Source organism: Pseudomonas sp. P7779, from assembly GCF_013386315.1.
GTDB lineage: Bacteria > Pseudomonadota > Gammaproteobacteria > Pseudomonadales > Pseudomonadaceae > Aquipseudomonas.
The window spans coordinates 40,069-56,455 of sequence record NZ_JACARZ010000017.1 but is presented as its reverse complement, the minus strand read 5'-3'; the positions used below and the strand labels follow the sequence as shown (position 1 = coordinate 56,455).

General features: G+C 61.6%; 15 protein-coding genes and 2 pseudogenes. 10 read left to right on the top strand and 7 right to left on the bottom strand.

Annotated elements, in window-relative coordinates:
* Positions 1-6: 6 nt before the first annotated feature.
* The 7 genes from nuoJ to HX869_RS05795 all read left to right on the top strand — a co-directional run bounded on the left by nuoJ (position 7) and on the right by HX869_RS05795 (position 6,617).
* A complete protein-coding gene (gene nuoJ, locus HX869_RS05825; protein WP_003219561.1) occupies positions 7-510 on the top strand; it encodes an NADH-quinone oxidoreductase subunit J in 504 nt (167 codons plus the stop codon).
* A gap of 2 nt (positions 511-512) precedes the next feature.
* Entirely contained in the window at positions 513-821 is a 309-nt protein-coding gene (gene nuoK / locus HX869_RS05820; protein WP_003219560.1) for an NADH-quinone oxidoreductase subunit NuoK, read from the top strand.
* A complete protein-coding gene (nuoL, locus tag HX869_RS05815) occupies positions 818-2,671 on the top strand; it encodes an NADH-quinone oxidoreductase subunit L (RefSeq protein ID WP_003219559.1) in 1,854 nt (617 codons plus the stop codon). Before nuoK ends, nuoL begins: the two co-directional genes overlap by 4 nt.
* A gap of 49 nt (positions 2,672-2,720) precedes the next feature.
* Complete coding sequence (gene nuoM, locus HX869_RS05810; RefSeq protein WP_003219558.1) at positions 2,721-4,253, top strand: NADH-quinone oxidoreductase subunit M; 1,533 nt, start codon at positions 2,721-2,723, stop codon at positions 4,251-4,253.
* A 7-nt stretch (positions 4,254-4,260) separates the two neighbouring features.
* Positions 4,261-5,724 (top strand): NADH-quinone oxidoreductase subunit NuoN, encoded by a 1,464-nt coding sequence (gene nuoN, locus HX869_RS05805; RefSeq protein WP_003219557.1) that lies wholly within the window; start codon positions 4,261-4,263, stop codon positions 5,722-5,724.
* Positions 5,725-5,962: 238 nt separating this feature from the next.
* Positions 5,963-6,313 carry a toxin gene (locus HX869_RS05800; RefSeq protein WP_032899042.1) on the top strand — a complete coding sequence of 117 codons (351 nt, stop codon included), beginning with the start codon at positions 5,963-5,965 and terminating at the stop codon, positions 6,311-6,313.
* On the top strand, positions 6,303-6,617 hold the full coding sequence (locus tag HX869_RS05795) for a DNA-binding transcriptional regulator (RefSeq protein ID WP_003219555.1): 315 nt from the start codon (positions 6,303-6,305) through the stop codon (positions 6,615-6,617). The genes HX869_RS05800 and HX869_RS05795 overlap by 11 nt, the downstream gene beginning before the upstream one ends.
* A 59-nt stretch (positions 6,618-6,676) precedes the next feature.
* On the opposite strand, the gene HX869_RS31800 is transcribed toward HX869_RS05795, so the two are convergent.
* The 3 genes and pseudogenes from HX869_RS31800 to HX869_RS05785 all read right to left on the bottom strand — a co-directional run bounded on the left by HX869_RS31800 (position 6,677) and on the right by HX869_RS05785 (position 9,746).
* On the bottom strand, positions 6,677-7,432 hold the full coding sequence (locus HX869_RS31800) for a methyl-accepting chemotaxis protein (RefSeq protein ID WP_371132964.1): 756 nt from the start codon (positions 7,430-7,432) through the stop codon (positions 6,677-6,679).
* 102 nt (positions 7,433-7,534) lie between these two features.
* Positions 7,535-8,356, bottom strand: a pseudogene (locus HX869_RS31795) (cache domain-containing protein); the annotation flags it as partial.
* 70 nt (positions 8,357-8,426) lie between these two features.
* Positions 8,427-9,746, bottom strand: coding sequence for a Na+/H+ antiporter family protein (locus HX869_RS05785; protein WP_161635727.1), 1,320 nt, complete (start codon positions 9,744-9,746; stop codon positions 8,427-8,429).
* A gap of 394 nt (positions 9,747-10,140) precedes the next feature.
* On the opposite strand from HX869_RS05785, the pseudogene HX869_RS31790 reads away from it, so the two are divergent.
* Together HX869_RS31790 and HX869_RS31785 are read left to right on the top strand one after the other, a co-directional pair.
* Positions 10,141-11,430, top strand: a pseudogene (locus HX869_RS31790) (HAMP domain-containing protein); the annotation flags it as partial.
* Positions 11,431-11,532: 102 nt separating this feature from the next.
* On the top strand, positions 11,533-12,288 hold the full coding sequence (locus HX869_RS31785; RefSeq protein WP_371132963.1) for a methyl-accepting chemotaxis protein: 756 nt from the start codon (positions 11,533-11,535) through the stop codon (positions 12,286-12,288).
* An 89-nt stretch (positions 12,289-12,377) separates the two neighbouring features.
* Here HX869_RS31785 and HX869_RS05775 read toward each other — a convergent pair whose 3' ends face one another.
* The 4 genes from HX869_RS05775 to HX869_RS05760 are packed head-to-tail and all read right to left on the bottom strand — an operon-like array spanning position 12,378 to position 14,990.
* Positions 12,378-13,694 carry a sensor histidine kinase gene (locus HX869_RS05775; RefSeq protein ID WP_008432791.1) on the bottom strand — a complete coding sequence of 439 codons (1,317 nt, stop codon included), beginning with the start codon at positions 13,692-13,694 and terminating at the stop codon, positions 12,378-12,380.
* On the bottom strand, positions 13,691-14,359 hold the full coding sequence (locus tag HX869_RS05770; protein ID WP_003219550.1) for a response regulator transcription factor: 669 nt from the start codon (positions 14,357-14,359) through the stop codon (positions 13,691-13,693). Before HX869_RS05770 ends, HX869_RS05775 begins: the two co-directional genes overlap by 4 nt.
* Positions 14,359-14,682 carry a PepSY domain-containing protein gene (locus HX869_RS05765; protein ID WP_008432790.1) on the bottom strand — a complete coding sequence of 108 codons (324 nt, stop codon included), beginning with the start codon at positions 14,680-14,682 and terminating at the stop codon, positions 14,359-14,361. Before HX869_RS05765 ends, HX869_RS05770 begins: the two co-directional genes overlap by 1 nt.
* Positions 14,682-14,990 (bottom strand): PepSY domain-containing protein, encoded by a 309-nt coding sequence (locus HX869_RS05760; protein WP_003219548.1) that lies wholly within the window; start codon positions 14,988-14,990, stop codon positions 14,682-14,684. Before HX869_RS05760 ends, HX869_RS05765 begins: the two co-directional genes overlap by 1 nt.
* 159 nt (positions 14,991-15,149) lie before the next feature.
* Between HX869_RS05760 and HX869_RS05755 the strand changes: the two genes are divergently transcribed.
* Positions 15,150-16,229 (top strand): hypothetical protein, encoded by a 1,080-nt coding sequence (locus HX869_RS05755; protein ID WP_003219547.1) that lies wholly within the window; start codon positions 15,150-15,152, stop codon positions 16,227-16,229.
* The last annotated feature ends 158 nt before the right edge of the window (positions 16,230-16,387 follow it).

Genomic DNA, 16,387 nt, shown 5'->3' with positions numbered 1-16,387 from the left:
AGAAAGATGGAATTCGCTTTCTATTTCGCATCGGGTATTGCAGTGGTGTCCACGCTTCGCGTGATCACCAACACTAACCCCGTGCACGCCCTGCTCTACCTGATCATTTCGCTGATCGCCGTGGCCATGACCTTCTTCAGCCTCGGCGCACCGTTCGCCGGTGTGCTGGAAGTGATCGCCTACGCCGGCGCCATCATGGTGCTGTTCGTGTTTGTGGTGATGATGCTCAACCTGGGGCCGGCGTCTGTCGCCCAGGAACGCGTCTGGCTCAAGCCCGGCATCTGGCTCGGCCCGGTGATCCTCGCAGCCCTGCTGCTGGGTGAACTGCTGTATGTGCTGTTCGCTCACCAGAGCGGCCAGGCCATCGGCCACACCACCGTAGACGCGAAAGCCGTGGGCATCAGCCTGTTCGGCCCGTACCTGCTGGTGGTCGAACTGGCTTCGATGCTGCTGCTCGCTGCAGCCATCACCGCCTTCCACTTGGGCCGCAACGAAGCCAAGGAGCAATGACGATGCCTGCTATCCCTTTGGAGCATGGTCTGGCGGTCGCCGGCATCCTGTTCTGCCTTGGCCTGGTCGGCCTGATGGTTCGCCGCAACATTCTGTTCGTGTTGATGAGCCTGGAAATCATGATGAACGCCGCGGCACTCGCGTTCATCGTGGCCGGTAGCCGTTGGGGCCAGCCGGATGGACAAGTGATGTTCATCCTGGTGATCAGCCTGGCAGCCGCCGAGGCCAGTATTGGCCTGGCGATCCTGCTGCAACTGTATCGTCGCTTCCACACGCTTGATATCGACGCTGCCAGTGAGATGCGCGGATGAACATGATCTTTCTGACTTTCGTATTTCCCCTGATCGGTTTCCTGCTGCTGTCGTTCTCCCGTGGACGCTGGTCGGAAAACCTCTCGGCCCTGGTCGGCGTGGGTTCCATTGGCCTGTCGGCAATTGTCGCCGCCTACGTCATCTGGCAATTCAACGTCGCACCGCCTGAAGGCGGTCACTACACCCTGGTGTTGTGGCAGTGGATGTCGGTGGAGGGCTTCAAGCCCAACTTCGCCCTCTACGTCGACGGCCTGTCGATCACCATGCTCGGCGTGGTGGTGGGTGTGGGCTTCCTGATCCACCTGTTCGCGTCCTGGTACATGCGCGGTGAAGCCGGTTACTCGCGCTTCTTCGCCTACACCAACCTGTTTATCGCCAGCATGCTGTTCCTGGTGCTGGGCGATAACCTGTTGTTCCTGTACTTCGGCTGGGAAGGCGTGGGCCTGTGCTCGTACCTGTTGATCGGTTTCTACTACAGCAACCGCAACAACGGTAACGCCGCACTCAAAGCCTTTATCGTGACCCGGATCGGTGACGTGTTCATGGCCATCGGCCTGTTCATCCTGTTCCAACAGGTGGGCACGCTGAACATCCAGGAACTGCTGGTGCTGGCACCGCAGAAATTCCAGGTCGGCGACTTCTGGATCACCCTGGCGACCCTGATGCTGCTGGGTGGCGCTGTCGGTAAATCCGCGCAACTGCCGCTGCAAACCTGGCTGGCGGATGCGATGGCCGGTCCTACCCCGGTTTCGGCACTGATCCATGCCGCGACCATGGTAACCGCCGGTGTCTACCTGATTGCCCGTACCCACGGCCTGTTCACCCTGGCACCGGAGATTCTGCACCTGGTGGGCCTGGTGGGTGGCGTGACCCTGGTACTGGCAGGTTTTGCTGCCCTGGTTCAAACCGACATCAAGCGTATCCTCGCCTACTCGACCATGAGCCAGATCGGCTACATGTTCCTGGCCCTGGGCGTTGGCGCCTGGGACGGCGCGATCTTCCACCTGATGACCCACGCCTTCTTCAAGGCCCTGCTGTTCCTTGCTTCCGGTGCGGTGATCGTTGCCTGCCACCACGAGCAGAACATCTTCAAGATGGGCGGCCTGTGGAAGAAACTGCCGTTGGCCTACGCCAGCTTCATCGTCGGCGGCGCGGCCTTGTCGGCCCTGCCACTGGTGACCGCAGGTTTCTACTCGAAAGACGAAATCCTCTGGGAAGCCTTTGCCAGCGGTAACCACGGCCTGCTGTACGCCGGCCTGGTAGGTGCGTTCATGACCTCGCTGTACACCTTCCGCCTGATCTTCATCACGTTCCACGGTGAAGCCAAGACTGAAGCCCACGCAGGCCATGGCATTTCCCACTGGCTGCCACTGTCGGTGCTGATCATCCTGTCGACCTTCGTCGGCGCCATGATCACCCCGCCACTGGCCGGTGTTTTGCCGGAAAGCGCCGGCCATGCCGGTGGTGCAGCCAAGCACAGCCTGGAAATCGCCTCGGGCGCCATCGCCATCGCGGGTATCCTGCTGGCGGCCCTGCTGTTCCTCGGCAAGCGCCGCTTCGTCACCGCCATCGCCAACAGTGGCATTGGCCGCTTCCTTTCGGCCTGGTGGTTCGCTGCCTGGGGCTTCGACTGGATCTACGACAAACTGTTCGTCAAGCCGTACCTTGCGATCAGCCACGTGCTGCGCAAAGACCCGCTCGACCAGACCATCGGTTTGATCCCGCGTGCCGCCAAGGCCGGTCACACCGCCCTGAGCCGCAGCGAGACCGGCCAATTGCGCTGGTATGCAGCTTCCATGGCGGCCGGTGCCGTCCTGGTAATCGGCGCCATCATCGTGGTCGCGGTCTGACTATGCACATTGCGAACTTTGCGAACTTGCGAAAGGAAACGAGCCCGTCATGATTCTGCCCTGGCTAATCCTGATCCCCTTTATCGGCGGCCTGCTCTGCTGGATGGGTGAACGCTTCGGCGCCACCCTCCCCCGCTGGATTGCGTTGCTGACCATGTCCCTGGAACTCGCGCTCGGCCTCTGGCTGTGGGCCCACGGTGACTATTCATTTGCTCCGGCACCGGGTGTCGATCCCACCTTCGCGCTTGAATTCAAGCACGTGTGGATCCAGCGCTTCGGCATCAACGTGCACCTGGCCCTCGACGGCCTGTCGCTGTTGATGATCCTGCTGACCGGCCTGCTGGGTATCCTCTCGGTACTCTGCTCCTGGAAAGAGATCCAGCGTCACGTGGGCTTCTTCCACCTGAACCTGATGTGGATCCTGGGCGGCGTTGTCGGCGTGTTCCTCGCCCTCGACCTGTTCATGTTCTTCTTCTTCTGGGAAATGATGCTGGTGCCGATGTACTTCCTCATCGCGCTCTGGGGTCACAGTTCTTCGGACGGCAAGAAAACCCGGATCTACGCGGCGACCAAGTTCTTCATCTTCACCCAGGCTTCCGGCCTGATCATGTTGGTGGCGATCCTGGGCCTGGTACTGGTCAACTTCAACAGCACGGGCGTGATCACGTTCAACTACGCCGACCTGTTGAAAACCAAGATGTCCCTGACCACCGAGTACATCCTGATGCTGGGCTTCTTCATCGCGTTCGCGGTGAAGCTGCCGGTGGTGCCGTTCCACTCCTGGTTGCCTGACGCTCACGCCCAGGCGCCGACTGCGGGTTCCGTCGACCTGGCCGGTATCCTGTTGAAGACGGCGGCCTACGGCCTGCTGCGTTTCGCCCTGCCGCTGTTCCCGAATGCCTCGGCCGAGTTCGCGCCGATCGCCATGACCCTTGGTCTGATCGGGATCTTCTACGGTGCGTTCCTGGCCTTCGCCCAAACCGACATCAAGCGTCTGATTGCCTTCTCGTCCGTTTCCCACATGGGCTTCGTACTGATCGGCATCTACTCCGGCAGCCAACTGGCGCTGCAAGGCGCAGTGATCCAGATGCTGGCTCACGGTGTGTCGGCTGCGGCACTGTTTATCCTCAGCGGCCAACTGTACGAGCGCCTGCACACTCGTGACATGCGCGAGATGGGTGGCGTGTGGTCACGTATCGCCTACCTGCCGGCCATCAGCCTGTTCTTCGCCGCCGCATCCCTGGGCTTGCCGGGTACCGGCAACTTCATCGGCGAGTTCCTGATCCTGATGGGTGCCTTCGTGCATACGCCGTGGGTCAGTGCGATCGCTACGTCTGGCCTGGTGTTCGGTTCGGTCTACTCGCTGATCATGATCCACCGCGCATACTTCGGTCCGGCCAAGTCCGACACCGTGTTGCACGGCATGGACGGTCGCGAACTGATCATGGTGCTCGGCCTTGCGGTACTGCTGGTGTTTATCGGCGTGTACCCGCAACCGTTCCTGGATACTTCTGCCGCAACGATGCATGGCGTGCAGCAGTGGTTCGGCACCGCCTTCTCTCAACTCGCTTCGGCCCGGTAAGAGCGCTATGGAATTCACGATCCAACACTTTATCGCGCTTGCGCCGCTGCTGATCACCAGCCTCACCATCGTGGTGGTGATGCTGGCGATCGCCTGGCGCCGCAATCACTCGCAAACGTTCCTGCTGTCCTGTGCGGGCTTGAACCTGGCCCTGCTGTCGATTATCCCGGCACTCAAGGTCGCGCCACTGGCCGTGACCCCGCTGATGATGGTCGATGACTTCGCGCTGCTGTATATCGCGCTGATCCTGGTTGCCACCCTGGCCTGCGTCACGCTCGCCCACGCCTACCTCGGCGAAGGCGGCACCGGCTACCCGGGCAACCGCGAAGAGCTGTACCTGCTGATCCTGCTGGCTGCGGCCGGTGGTATCGTGCTGGTCAGCGCGCAGCACCTGGCCGGCTTGTTCATCGGCCTGGAACTGCTGTCGATCCCGGTCTACGGCCTGGTGGCGTATGCCTTCTTCAACAAGCGCTCCCTGGAAGCCGGCATCAAGTACATGGTGCTGTCGGCTGCCGGTTCGGCATTCCTGTTGTTCGGTATGGCCCTGCTCTACGCAGAAGCCGGCAGCCTGAGCTTCAGCGGTATCGGTCACGCCCTGGCAGCCTCCGGCAGCCCTGCGCCAATTGCCCAACTGGGCCTGGCCATGATGCTGATCGGCCTGGCGTTCAAGCTGTCGCTGGTGCCGTTCCACCTGTGGACCCCGGACGTGTACGAAGGCGCCCCGGCGCCGGTGGCTGCTTTCCTGGCTACCGCGTCGAAAGTCGCCGTGTTTGCCGTGATGGTGCGTCTGTTCCAGATCTCTCCTGCGGCCAACACCGGTGTACTCAGCAACGTGCTGACCATCATCGCCATCGCCTCGATCCTGTTCGGTAACCTGCTGGCGCTGACCCAGAACAACCTCAAGCGTCTGCTGGGTTATTCGTCCATCGCGCACTTCGGTTACCTGCTGATCGCCCTGGTGGCGAGCAAGGGCCTGGCGATGGAAGCCATCGGCGTGTACCTGGTCACCTACGTGATCACAAGCCTGGGTGCATTCGGTGTGATCACGCTGATGTCCTCGCCTTACAAAGGCCGCGACGCCGACGCCCTGTACGAATACCGCGGCCTGTTCTGGCGCCGTCCGTACCTGACCGCCGTACTGACCGTGATGATGCTGTCCCTGGCGGGTATCCCGCTGACTGCGGGCTTCATCGGCAAGTTCTACATCGTGGCCACCGGTGTTGAAGCGCACGAATGGTGGTTGGTTGCTTCCCTGGTACTGGGCAGCGCCATCGGCGTTTTCTACTACCTGCGCGTGATGGTGACCTTGTACCTGATCGAGCCAAACCTGCGCCGTGTGGACGCCGAGTTGCACTGGGAACAGAAAGCAGGCGGCGTGATGCTGCTGGCAATCGCCCTGCTGGCGTTCTTCCTGGGTGTGTACCCACAACCGTTGCTCACCCTGGTGCAGCATGCGGTGATGGCGGGTTGATCGCTTAGTTAAACGCAGCAAGCAAAACGGCGCCTTCGGGCGCCGTTTTGCGTTTCTGGCGTATTAATTTGTTGTCTGACACACAAAGGGAATTTTCCTCGTCGAGATGCCTCCCCTTCCGGCATCACCCTGCCTGGGTCGCTCGTATCGTGGTTGCGTTTTAGGAAACATCCCACAGCAGGGTCACTTGACCCACCGCAGATGGGCCACCAAACTATACGCAGGCTACGTACAGAACATGGATGCTCTATTTATCGAATTGCCGGCCTTTGAGCGGCACCGCAGGGATTATCTGAGTGATGAGTTATTTCACGGCTTTCAACAAGAGTTGATGAGAAACCCGCAAGCGGGCAACGTGATAGAGGGAACCGGCGGGTTACGCAAGGTGCGCTTTGTCGACGAGCGACGCAACAAGGGCAAACGGGGTGGCCTGCGAGTCATCTATTACTGGTGGTCGGGCGGTACGCAGTTCTGGCTGTTCACCCTTTATGGCAAACACGAACAGGACGACCTGAGCGCTCAACACAAAACGGCGCTCAAACACCTGCTGGACAGGGAAATCAAAGCGAGAAAATCTTATGAAACGTGACATCTTTTCCGAACTGGTCGAAGGCTTCGACGCGCTGGCAGATGAACGAGAAGGCAAGGTAACGCTGCGCAGCCACAAGGTGCAGTTGAGCAAGCTGGCACCGCTCACTGCCGACGAAGTAGTCGCTGTGCGTCAACAACTCAATCTGTCGCGCTCGGTGTTTGCGATGTACCTGCGCACCAACACCCGGACCCTGGAAAATTGGGAGCAAGGCCGGGCCACACCCAATGCTCAGGCGGCAACCTTGATTCGGCTGGTGTCGAAGTTTCCGGAGACGGTGGAACGTTTGGCGCTGTTGACCTGATCGATCAATCCAGCCAAGCCCGTCGGCAACGGGACGTTGCCGATGGCTCAAGCCTGCAATCAAATCCTGAACTGCCCCACCAACTGACCCAACCGCTGCCCCAGGTCCGCCAGGCTGCGAGAGGTCTCGGCACCCTGTTGGGTTTCATCGGCCACGCTGTCAACCGCCACCGCGATCTGATGCACGCTGCGGTTGATCTCTTCGGCCACGGCGGTTTGTTCTTCCGCCGCGCTGGCGATCTGCGCGTTCATCGAGTTGATGGTGCCGATCAGTTGCGCCATGGTGTCCAGGGACGCTCCGGCTTCGTTGGCCTGGGCGGACGTGCCGTCGCCGGCATCGCTGGAGCGGCGCATGGATTCCACGGCGGCTTCGGTGCCTTTTTGCAGGCGGTCGATCATGCCCTGGATCTCCTGGGTGCTTTGCTGGGTGCGGCTGGCCAACGCCCGTACTTCGTCGGCGACCACGGCAAAACCACGACCGGCCTCCCCTGCCCGCGCGGCTTCAATGGCGGCGTTGAGGGCGAGCAAGTTGGTCTGTTCGGCAATCGAGCGGATCACGCCAAGCACGCTGACAATCGACGACACATCCTGCTGCAAGCTGTCCAGGGACACGCCGCTGCTGCGGATGTCGTTCACCAGCGCGTGAATCTGCGCGATGCTGCCATCTACGACTTTTTTCGCGGCCTGGCCTTCGGCGTCGGTTTGCTGCGCAGCGACGGCTGCGCCTTGGGCACTGCGCGCCACTTCATGGGCCGCGGAGGACATTTCGTTGATCGCGGTAGCCACCTGGTCGGTCTCGTGTCGCTGGCGCTCCATGGCCTTTTCCGAGCGGTTGGCTTGCTCGGCGACCTGGCTCACCAGGCCGGTAAGCTGGGAGGTCATCTCGGTGATCTGGCGTACCAGGCTGTGGATCTTGTCGACAAAGCGGTTGAAAGAGCCTGCCAGTTCGCCAAGCTCGTCCTGGCTAGTGATGGCCAGGCGGCGGGTCAGGTCACCCTCACCGGCGGCGATGTCGTCGAGGTTGATCTTCATCAGGTGCAACGGCCGCAGGATGGTATTGGCCACCAGCATGCCCACGGCGGCAATCACCAACAGCACCACCACGGCAATGCCGATGATGCTCAGCAGCACACCTTCCATGCGTTTCTCCACCTTGGCCTGAACCTCGGCAACCTGGGCGTCGATGCCGTCCAGGTTCACCGAGGTACCGATCACCATGTCCCACTTGGGCAAGTATTCGGTGTAGCCAAGCTTGGGCACCAGCTCGGTCTGGCCGGGCTGCGTCGAGCTGTATTGCAGGTAGTGGGTGCCGTCCTTGCCGACTTTCACCAGGTCGCGGTTGACGTAGACGCCGTTCGGGTCGCGGTTGTCCTTGAAGCTTTTGCCGACGCCGTCCGGGCTGTTGCCCTTGAACAGGCGAATGGTCTCGGAGTCGTAGCCGAAGAAATAACCGTCCTTGCCATAGCTGGTGTTGGACAGCAGCTTGACCACTTGCGCCCGTGCGGCCGTATCGCCTTGGGCGGCAGCGTCGTACAGCGGCTTGATGGTGGTCATCGCCACCTCGACGTAGCCGCGCAAGGTGGTCTTGGCATCGTTGAGCAGGTTCTGACGGGTTTCTTCGACCTCGTTGCGGGCCTGCTCCCGAAGGATCCACACCGTGGTCAGGCTGATGATCACGGCAAACAACAACACGGGCAGGACAGCAAGGGACAGTACTTTGGCCTTTAGACTCAGACGCATGGCTCTTCTCTCTTGAGGGACAACTCAAGAGGTTAACGGCTAGTTACAATAAATCTGTAGGACAATCCCGTCAGAGCGTCATCGCGGCAAACCAGCCAAACGCCAGCAGCGGAATGTTGTAGTGCAGGAAGGTCGGCACCACGGTGTCCCAGATATGGTGGTGCTGGCCATCGATGTTCAAACCGGAAGTCGGGCCCAGGGTGGAGTCCGACGCAGGCGAGCCGGCATCACCCAATGCCCCGGCCGTGCCGACGATGCACACGATCGCCAGCGGGCTGAAGCCCAGTTGCACGCACAGCGGCACAAAGATCGCCGCCAGGATCGGCACCGTGGAAAACGACGAGCCGATGCCCATGGTCACCAGCAAGCCCACCAGCAGCATCAGCAGCGCGCCCACACCGCGGCTATGGCCGATAAATGCCGCGGAGGCTTGCACGAGTGTCTGCACTTCACCGGTGGCCTTGAGCACTTCGGCAAAGCCTGACGAGGCGATCATGATGAAGCCGATCATCGCCATCATCTTCATGCCTTCGGTGAACAGGTCATCGGTGTCGCGCCAGCGCACGATGCCCGACACCGAAAAGATCAGGAACCCGGCCAGGGCGCCAATGATCATCGAGTCCAGCCACAGCTGGATAATGAACGCCGCCGCAATCGCCAGGCCGGCCACCAGCAGGGTCAGCGGGTTGTAGTGCACCGCCACCTGCTCGACTCGCTCGATCTTCTCCAGGTCGTACACACGCTTCTTGCGGTAGCTGACAAACACCGCCACCAGCAAACCGACCACCATGCCCAGCGCCGGTAGGCCCATGGCATGGGTGACATTGACCTGGCTGATGTCGACACCGCTCTTGGCCACGTTGGCCAGCAGGATCTGATTCAGGAAGATGTTGCCGAAGCCCACCGGCAGAAACATGTAGGGCGTGATCAGGCCGAAGGTCATGACGCAGGCGATGAGACGGCGGTCCAGCTGCAGTTTGGTCAGCACATATAAAAGCGGCGGTACCAGCAGCGGGATAAACGCGATGTGGATCGGCAGGATGTTCTGCGAGGCGATGGCCACCACCCAGAGCAGACCGATCAGCAGCCATTTGACGTGACTGCCGCCCGTGGCTTCCTGGCGATCCACCAGCAGCAGGGCTTTATCGGCCAGCGCATGAGCCAGGCCGGATTTGGCAATCGCCACGGCGAACGCGCCGAGCAGCGCGTAGGACAACGCCACCGTCGCACCGCCACCCAGGCCGCTGTTGAACGCCTTGAGCGTCGCGTCGATACCCAGGCCGCCGGTCAGGCCACCCACCAGGGCGCCGACAATGATCGCGATCACCACATGCACGCGGGACAAGCTGAGCACCAGCATGGTGCCGACCGCGGCGATTACTGCATTAATCATCGTTACCTCAAGACAGAAAACATGAAAAAAGCACGCACCTGCCCGGGCTGCTGTCGGGAACGGCTGCCGCAAACCAGGTTTTAAGGGAGTTTTATTAGAGGGCGCGCACTTTGCAGCACCCGGCCTGCCTTGTCAAAAAAGTGGGGAGAAGGTTTGTCAGTGGTTAGGGGATTTGTCTGTGGCGAGGGGGCTTGTCCTGTGGCGAGGGGGCTTGTCCCCCGTTGGAGTGCGCAGCGCTCCCGCTTTTTTTGGGGCCGCTACGCAGCCCAACGGGGGACAAGCCCCCTCGCCACACAAACAGCTTTAAATTGATCGTTTGAATAAAGAAAATTTCCGAGCGGCCGATACAGGCAGATCGTCTCTGTCGTATCGAAAGGTTAAGGAAGGCTCCATGTCGCTCAGACAGCTGTCCATTCAATGGAAAATTACCCTGCTGGCCGGTCTTTGCCTGCTGGGCATCGTGACCTTGCTGGTAGGTCTCTCGCTGTACCGCATGGCGCAGAGCTCCGACCTGGTCAAGGCTTCCAGTATGGAAATGCTCGACGAAGCCGCCCAGGCGCGCATCGAAGCCCAGGGTGAGGTCCAGGCCTTGGGCATTCGCCAGCAGTTCATGGACGCCTATCAATACGGCCACGGTTTTTCCCGGCAGGTGTTGTTCCTGCGCGAGCAGGCCGAGAAACGCTTCCTGGATGCCTTCGACCTGCGCGAAGACCTGACCCGCCAGGTCAAGGCTGCGCTGCAGGCCAACCCTGACCTGCTGGGCCTGTCCCTGGTATTCGAGGCCAACGCACTGGATGGCAAGGACGAACTGTTCGCCAACCAGCAAGAGCTGGGCAGCAACGACAAGGGCCGCTTTGCGCTGTACTGGTCCCAGCCGACTGCGGGCAAGCTGACTTCAATGTCGCTGCCCGAAAGCGACATGTCCGACACCAGCGTCGGACCCAGCGGCGAAAAAGCCAACGCTTGGTTCACCTGCCCGCGCACCACACTCAAGCCCTGCGTGATCGAGCCGTACTTCTATGTGATCGATGGGCAAAAGGTGCTGATGACCAGCATCGTCTTCCCGCTGATGGTCAACGGCAAAGTCATCGCCTCGCTGTCGGTGGACATCAACCTCAACAGCCTGCAAGCCGTCAGCCAGGGCGCCAGCCAGAAACTCTACGACGGCCAGACCAGCGTCAGCATCATCAGCCCGGTGGGCCTGCTGGCCGGCTACAGTCCGGACGCCGGCAAACTCAGCCAGCGCCTGGATGCCGTCGACACCGCCAACGGCGCGCAATTGATCAGTTCGCTTTCCACCAGCACCCAGACCCGCAGCGTGCGCACCGACCACCAACTCAAGGTGCTCGCGCCGTTCCAGCCGATCCCCGATGGCAAGCCGTGGGGCGTGTTGCTGGATGTTCCGGAAAAAGTCCTGGTGGCTCCGGCTGAAGCCCTGAAGTCCAAACTGGACGCCGATAACGCCAAGGGCACCCTGCTGGAACTGAGCCTGGGCCTGCTGGCAGCAATCGTCGGCCTGTTGCTGGTGTGGCTGATGGCCCGCAGCGTGACCCGGCCGATCCTCGGCGTGGCACGCATGCTGGAAGACATTGCCAGTGGCGAAGGTGACCTGACCCGCCGCCTGGCCTACGACAAACACGACGAACTCGGCGAATTGGCCGGCTGGTTCAACCGCTTCCTCGACAAGCTGCAGCCGATCATTGCCCAGGTCAAACGCTCAGTGCAGGACGCCCGTGGCACCGCCGACCAGTCGGCCGCCATCGCCACTGAAACCAGTGCCGGCATGGAGCAGCAATACCGTCAGGTCGACCAGGTGGCCACCGCCTCCCACGAGATGAGCGCCACCGCCCAGGACGTCGCCCGCAGTGCAGCGCAAGCCGCCCAGGCGGCCCGCGATGCAGATCAGGCGACGCGTGAAGGTTTGACCGTGATCGACCGCACCACCACCAGCATCGGCCACCTGGCGGCGGATATGAGCACCGCGATGACCCAGGTTGAAGGACTGGCGGCCAACAGCGAGAAGATCGGCTCGGTACTGGAAGTGATTCGTGCAATCGCCGAGCAGACCAATCTGCTGGCACTGAACGCCGCTATCGAGGCCGCCCGTGCGGGTGAAGCCGGTCGTGGTTTTGCGGTGGTCGCCGATGAAGTGCGCAACCTGGCGCGACGTACCCAGGAGTCGGTGGAGGAAACCCGCCTGGTGATCGAGCAACTGCAAAGCGGTACCCAGGAAGTGGTCGGTTCCATGAGCAACAGCCATCGCCAGGCCCAGGGCAGCGTCGAACAAGTGGGCCAGGCCGTGACCGCCTTGCGCCAGATCGGCGATGCGGTAACGGTAATCAGCGACATGAACCTGCAGATCGCCAGCGCCGCCGAAGAGCAAAGTGCGGTGGCCGAGGAGATCAACAACAACGTGGCGACGATTCGGGATGTGACGGAGTCGTTGTCCGAACAGGCGAATGAATCGGCGCGGGTCAGCCAGGCGTTGAACAGCCTGGCGAATCAGCAGCAGGGCCTGATGGATCAGTTCAGGGTTTGATGAGTTGCGGGATACTCCGGCAATCAGCCCGAGTATCCCGTAGCAGCTGTCGAGCCTTGGCGAGGCTCGACAGCTGCTACGGTTTGTTTTCAATGGCGGCGTGGCAGGTCGATGATGACCTTTAACCCGCCCAGCTCGCTCTCCTGCAACAGAAGCACCCCGCCCCACACCTCGACAATATCCCGCACGATGCCCAGCCCCAGACCATGCCCGTCAGTCTGCTCATCCAACCGCGTGCCTCGGCTGAACACCTGATCACGCTGGCTCTCGGGAATCCCCGGCCCGTCATCTTCGACAGCCAACCGAAAGCCTTCCGGGGTTTCGCCGATGCTCAACACAATCTCCGCATCCGCCCATTTGCACGCGTTGTCCAGCAGGTTGCCCAACAGTTCCAGCAGGTCTTCGCGGTCCCACGGCAATTGCAAACCGGGCGGCACGCGGTAACTCAAATCCAGGTGTTCGCCATGGATCATGTTCAGGGTCGCAAGCAACCCCGGTAATTCGCCGTCGCAATCGAACAAGGCACCCGGCAGTGTCTCTCCGGCCAGGCGGGCACGATTGAGTTCACGATTAAGCCGTTGCTGCACCTGCTCCAACTGTTCCCGCAGCAGCTTGCTCAGTTGCGGATGGTCCTTGAGCTGTTCACTGGATGCCACGCTCAACAACACCGCCAACGGGGTTTTCAAGGCATGGCCGAGATTGCCCAGGGCATTGCGCGAGCGCTTGAGGCTGTCTTCGGTGTGGGCCAGCAGATGGTTGATCTGCGCCACCAGCGGCTCCAGCTCCACCGGCACTTGGGTATCCAGTTGCGAGCGCTGGCCCTGCTGCAGTTGGGCGATCTGGTTGCGTGCGGTCTCCAGCGGGCGCAAGGCGCGGCGCACGGTGACCCGTTGCAGAATCAGGATCAGCAACAGCGCCGCCAGCCCCAGCACCAGGCCGATCTGGCGCATCAGCCGAAAGCTTTCTCTGACGGGTGTGTAGTCCTGGGCCACGCTGATGGAAATCGACTGGCCAAACCGTTTGTAGTCCGAACGCAGTACCAGCAACTGCTGGCCTTCCGGCCCCAACTGCAGGTTGCCCTTGAGCCCGGCGTGGGGCAACTGCGGCAGTTCCTGGTCCCACAGCGAGCGGGAACGCCAATGGGTGTCGGCAAAATCGATACGGAAATAGTGCCCGGAAAACGGACGCTGGTACGCAGGAGACAACCGCTGCTCATCCAGTTGCACCCCCGCCGGCCCGCGCACCAGCGCCACCAGCAGGTTCTCGCTGTCGTTGCGCAAGCCGGACTCCAGGTAACGTTGCAGGCCCATTTCGAACAGCCACAGGCTGGTCTGCGCCAGCACCAGACCGACGATCACCATCACACTGATCAGCCCCAGGCTCAGGCGCCGCTGGATCGACTTCATGCCGGGCTGGCGCCAAACCGATAACCCTGGCCGCGCCGGGTCTCGATCACGCTGCGGCCCAACTTGCGGCGCAGGTGGTTGACGTGGACCTCCAACACATTGGAGTCACGCTCGGTCTCGCCATCGTACAAATGTTCGGCCAGGTGACTTTTTGAAAGGATTTGCTCGGGGTGCAGCATGAAGTAACGCAGCAGCCGAAACTCGGCCGCGGTCAGCTGGATCTCCTCGCCATCACGCATCACACACTGGCGACCCTCATCCAGGTGCAAGCCGGCAGCCTGCAAGGTGGGCTGATTGGCGTGGCCATGGGAACGACGCAGCAAGGCCTGGATACGCAGGTGCAGCTCTTCGGGATGGAACGGTTTGCTGAGGTAGTCGTCGGCCCCGGCCTTGAGCCCTTCGATGCGCTCGGCCCAGGAGTCGCGGGCAGTGAGGATCAGCACCGGCGTGGCCAGGCCGGCGGCACGCCATTGCGTCAACACCTCAAGCCCGGGCAAACCCGGCAGGCCGAGGTCAAGGATGATCAGGTCGTAGGGTTCGCTGCGCCCCTGATACACCGCATCGCGCCCGTCTGCCAGCCAGTCCACGGCATAGCCCTGGCGATTGAGCCCAGCCATCAGCTCATCGGCCAGGGGTACGTGGTCTTCCACCAGCAGCAGGCGCATCAGTCGTCTTCCTTGTCTTTGAGCAGTTGACCAGTGTTGGCATCGAGTTCGATCTCGCGCACCACGCCTTCCACCGTCAATAGTTCGATTTCATAGATATAGCGCACAGGGCGATCCTTGTGCTCTTCAAGCTCGGCGTCCAGCAGCTTGGCGCCCGGGTAGCGCTCGAAAGCCGGGCCCAGCAGATGCTCAAGCGGCGCGATCACACCCTCCTGGCGCAGGCGCAGCGCTTCGTCCTGGCCCAGGTCACGAGCGGCCAGGCCTGAGCAAAATGCCAGGAGCACCAGCGCCACTTGAACGCTGGTGCGTAGATTTACCTTCATTACGTATCCTGATGATCCTTGAGGACGGCGCCGGTGACGGCGTCCAATTCCAGGTCCCACTCGACGCCCTGGGCGTCGCGCAGTTCAACCTGATAAAGGTACTTGCCGTATTCCTCTTCAAGCTCGGTTTCATGCACGGTGGCGCCGGGATGTTTGGCCAACGCCGTGGCGTTGAGCTTCTCGAAAGACACAATGGTACCAGCGTCGCGCAACTTCAGTGCTTCGTCCGGCCCCAGGTCGCGAGCCTGGGCGACGCCTGCGGTGAGGGCGATGATACTGCTGGCGATCAAGGCTGTGAGGGTTTTCATGGTGAGTCTCCGTTTCGGGATATTTTGCCTACGGGGCTCACGGTACTGGATCCAACTTAACTGAAACTGAATTGCCACCATGGCAATTCTCTGCGAGACCTTTGCCTGCAACCGGCCAAGATTTTCTATACTGCCCTGCTCGCGGTAAATGAGACCGGTATGACTGCCATCCATATGAAGTTCCCCGCCTTGACCCTCAAGGCCGGTAAACGCGCTTTTGCACGCATTCGTGAGCAGGGGCTTGCGCCTGCGGACGTCGGCATCCTTCCCGGCGCTGCCGGCGGGCCCAAGGCGCTGGGCATCCAGGGTCTGGACCTGGCGCTGTTTGGTGACTGGCTGCCCCGGGCGCCCCGCGAGCGTGCGCTGATCGGCGCCTCGATAGGCTCCTGGCGGTTTGCCAGTGCGTGCCTGCCCGACCCGGTGCAAGGCCTGCTCGACCTGGGCCGGCTGTACAACGCACAAAGCTTTGCCAAAGGCGTGACCATGGCCGAAGTCAGCCAGAGCTGCGTGCGCATGCTCGATGACTTGCTGGCCGGCCGCGATGCCCGCGTGCTCGACAACCCGCACTACCGGCTGAACATCATGGTGGTCAAAAGCCATGGCCTGCTCGCCGACGATCATCGCGGTCGGCTTGGTTTGGGGTTGTCCTCGGTGATCGCCGACAACCTGAGGGGCCGCGCGCGGTTGTCCCGGCACTTCGAACGGCTGATCGTCCACGACCCACGCCAGGCGCCACCGCTGCATGCGCTCAAGGATTTCCCGTCGCGCTTCCTTGATCTGGAACTGGGCAACCTGCGCCAGGCCTTGCTGGCGTCGGGCTCGATCCCCATGGTGATGCAAGGCGTACGCGACCTGCCGGGTGCAGGCCAAGGCACTTACCGCGATGGCGGCCTGCTGGACTATCACCTCGACCTGCCCTACCACGGCGATGACATCGTGCTGTACCCGCACTTCACCGACCGGGTCATTCCCGGCTGGTTCGACAAAGGCTTGCCATGGCGCCGCGCCAATCAACAGGGTTTGCAGGATGTCCTGCTGCTGGCGCCGTCGAAGGAATACCTGGCGCGACTGCCCCACGGCAAACTGCCGGACCGCAGTGACTTCAAGCGCTTCATGGGGGATGACCCGGGCCGCAACAAGTACTGGCAAACCGCAATGAGCGAAAGCCAGCGGCTGGGGGATGAGTTTCTGCAACTGGCCGACAATGGCCAATTGGGCGAACGCCTGCTGGCTCTCTAGCGCCCTCTCCGTAGCAGCTGTCGAGCCCAAGCGAGGCTGCGTCGGCAGCACCTCGGTTTGTCAGACAAATCGCAAACGCAGCCTCGCCATGGCTCGACAGCTGCTACGCGGTATGCGCGCGGCCGCGACAAACTGTTAAACTCGCCGCCTGCCAGACA

Bases quoted from the DNA above. Each gene is read 5' to 3' on its own strand.
- nuoJ (WP_003219561.1), top strand. From the start codon at position 7: ATGGAATTCGCTTTCTATTTCGCATCGGGTATTGCAGTGGTGTCCACG.
- nuoK (WP_003219560.1), top strand. From the start codon at position 513: ATGCCTGCTATCCCTTTGGAGCATGGTCTGGCGGTCGCCGGCATCCTG.
- nuoL (WP_003219559.1), top strand. From the start codon at position 818: ATGAACATGATCTTTCTGACTTTCGTATTTCCCCTGATCGGTTTCCTG.
- nuoM (WP_003219558.1), top strand. From the start codon at position 2,721: ATGATTCTGCCCTGGCTAATCCTGATCCCCTTTATCGGCGGCCTGCTC.
- nuoN (WP_003219557.1), top strand. From the start codon at position 4,261: ATGGAATTCACGATCCAACACTTTATCGCGCTTGCGCCGCTGCTGATC.
- HX869_RS05800 (WP_032899042.1), top strand. From the start codon at position 5,963: ATGGATGCTCTATTTATCGAATTGCCGGCCTTTGAGCGGCACCGCAGG.
- HX869_RS05795 (WP_003219555.1), top strand. From the start codon at position 6,303: ATGAAACGTGACATCTTTTCCGAACTGGTCGAAGGCTTCGACGCGCTG.
- HX869_RS31800 (WP_371132964.1), bottom strand. From the start codon at position 7,432: ATGGAGCGCCAGCGACACGAGACCGACCAGGTGGCTACCGCGATCAAC.
- HX869_RS31785 (WP_371132963.1), top strand. From the start codon at position 11,533: ATGGAGCAGCAATACCGTCAGGTCGACCAGGTGGCCACCGCCTCCCAC.
- HX869_RS05775 (WP_008432791.1), bottom strand. From the start codon at position 13,694: ATGAAGTCGATCCAGCGGCGCCTGAGCCTGGGGCTGATCAGTGTGATG.
- HX869_RS05770 (WP_003219550.1), bottom strand. From the start codon at position 14,359: ATGCGCCTGCTGCTGGTGGAAGACCACGTACCCCTGGCCGATGAGCTG.
- HX869_RS05765 (WP_008432790.1), bottom strand. From the start codon at position 14,682: ATGAAGGTAAATCTACGCACCAGCGTTCAAGTGGCGCTGGTGCTCCTG.
- HX869_RS05760 (WP_003219548.1), bottom strand. From the start codon at position 14,990: ATGAAAACCCTCACAGCCTTGATCGCCAGCAGTATCATCGCCCTCACC.
- HX869_RS05755 (WP_003219547.1), top strand. From the start codon at position 15,150: ATGACTGCCATCCATATGAAGTTCCCCGCCTTGACCCTCAAGGCCGGT.